Below are 1,666 nucleotides of genomic sequence, written 5' to 3' on the forward strand. Positions count from 1 at the left end.
GTGTCGTAGAACGCCATGCCCGAGGTGACGACGCCGCCCGGCGAATTGATGTAGAGGTTGATTTCCTTCTTCGGATTCTCGGCTTCGAGGAACAAAAGCTGCGCGCAGACCAGCGTCGCCATGCCGTCCTCGACCGGACCGGTGATGAAAATGATGCGCTCCTTGAGGAGGCGCGAGAAAATGTCGTAGGCCCGCTCGCCGCGATTGGTCTGTTCGACCACCATCGGAACGAGGTTCATGTAGGTTTCGACGGGGTTCTTCATCAGATATCTCTTATCTCGCGGTGGGATTCCGGCGCCGGGAATGCCGGCAGATCGGGCAGAATCGGTTCTGGATCGTTATTCCGTAAATAGGATGCCGGCTCATCCTTGTGCAAGGCCGACCCCTCCTAGCCATCTGGGTAAGTCGAATCAAGCTTTCTGACCAAGGATTCGCGGGCGGCGGATGCTTCCGCGGGTCCGGAGCCGCATGGCCGGCCGCGCAAGGTAGCAGTTTCTTAACCGCGTCACTTAACGAAATGCGCCGAAACCGCTTTTTTCCGAGACGGCTTCCTCTACAATTCAACGTTGAACTTATGCGTAGAGTTCAACAGGGGAAGTGTCATGCCCGGGAAAACCGCATGCTTCACCATCGCCGGCCTGACCATGCTCGGCACGATTTCGCAGACGGCGGCCGGCGGCCGCGCCGTCGAATGTTACGAGCCGGTCCGCAGTCCGGCCGTCTACGACACGGTCTATGAAGACGTGATGATCAGTCCGCCCGGTCAGCAGGTCGACTATATCGCCCCTATCTATGGCACGCGCGAGCGCGTCGTGATGACCGTTCCGGCGCAAGTGACCTACCAGGTCGTGCCGGCCGTCACCCGCACCGTCTACCGCACGGTCCGGATCGATGGCGGCGGCTATTCCTGGGAATGGCGCGTCGTCCATGGCCGCAAGGTGCTGTGCAAGGTCTGGCACAAGGCGCGCTACGAACGTGTCGCCAAAACCGTGGTGATCCAGCCCGAACGCACGCGGCGCGTGGTCATCCCCGCACAATACGACAGGATCGCCCAGGAGGTGCTGGTGCGGCCGGAGCAAAGGCGCATCATCGATGTTCCCGCCTCCTACCAGACCGTCGCGCGTCGTGTGCTGGTTCGCGAGGGTTCATCGGGCTGGCGGCGGGTGCATATTCCCAGGCATTGCCAGAATTAGGTCACCCCCGGCGGCGCTCAGGCGACCTCCGCCCGCAGCCATGCCTTCAAGCCGGCAATATCCCCATCGCCGACAGCAGCGGCAACGCGCCTGCCGACCGCCGCGCCGAACTTGTAGCCGTGACCGGAGCATGCCGAGACAACAAGGCATTTGCCCTTTTCATGCGCCATGAATTTTTCGTCTGATGTGAAAGTGTAGGCGCAGGTGACGACCTCGGTCACACGATAGTCCTCGATGCGGTCGATCGGCGGCGAAAACAGGTTGCGGATCGCCTCGCCCTCGCCCGCCACCGGCTGACGGTTCCAATCGGCGTCGCTGGTCGGCACCCTGTGCCGCCCGGACCCGAATTTCATGCCGGCGCCGCCGGAGGGCGGGATCACATAGCCGTCGATCGCGCCGCCGACATCGAGCACGACCGGTGCCGCCTGCCAGGCCGCCTTGAGGTCGGCCGGCGGTTCGACATAGGCAAGTGC

At 62.6% G+C, this 1,666-nt stretch carries 2 protein-coding genes and 1 pseudogene; 1 reads left to right on the top strand and 2 read right to left on the bottom strand.

Annotated features, from left to right (window positions below):
• A partial coding sequence (locus EN906_RS33300; protein WP_206529244.1) for an ATP-dependent Clp protease proteolytic subunit occupies positions 1–263 on the bottom strand: 263 nt, incomplete at its 3' end.
• Positions 264–602: 339 nt separating this feature from the next.
• Between EN906_RS33300 and EN906_RS33305 the strand changes: the two genes are divergently transcribed.
• Positions 603–1,193, top strand: coding sequence for a hypothetical protein (locus EN906_RS33305; RefSeq protein ID WP_127269904.1), 591 nt, complete (start codon positions 603–605; stop codon positions 1,191–1,193).
• 17 nt (positions 1,194–1,210) lie between these two features.
• Here the strand turns inward: EN906_RS33305 and EN906_RS33310 are convergent.
• Positions 1,211–1,666 (bottom strand): annotated as a pseudogene (locus EN906_RS33310) (sarcosine oxidase); the annotation flags it as partial.

The organism is Mesorhizobium sp. M7A.F.Ca.CA.004.06.1.1 (assembly GCF_003999135.1).
Classification (GTDB): Bacteria; Pseudomonadota; Alphaproteobacteria; order Rhizobiales; family Rhizobiaceae; genus Mesorhizobium.

Bases quoted from the DNA above. Each gene is read 5' to 3' on its own strand.
- EN906_RS33305 (WP_127269904.1), top strand. From the start codon at position 603: ATGCCCGGGAAAACCGCATGCTTCACCATCGCCGGCCTGACCATGCTC.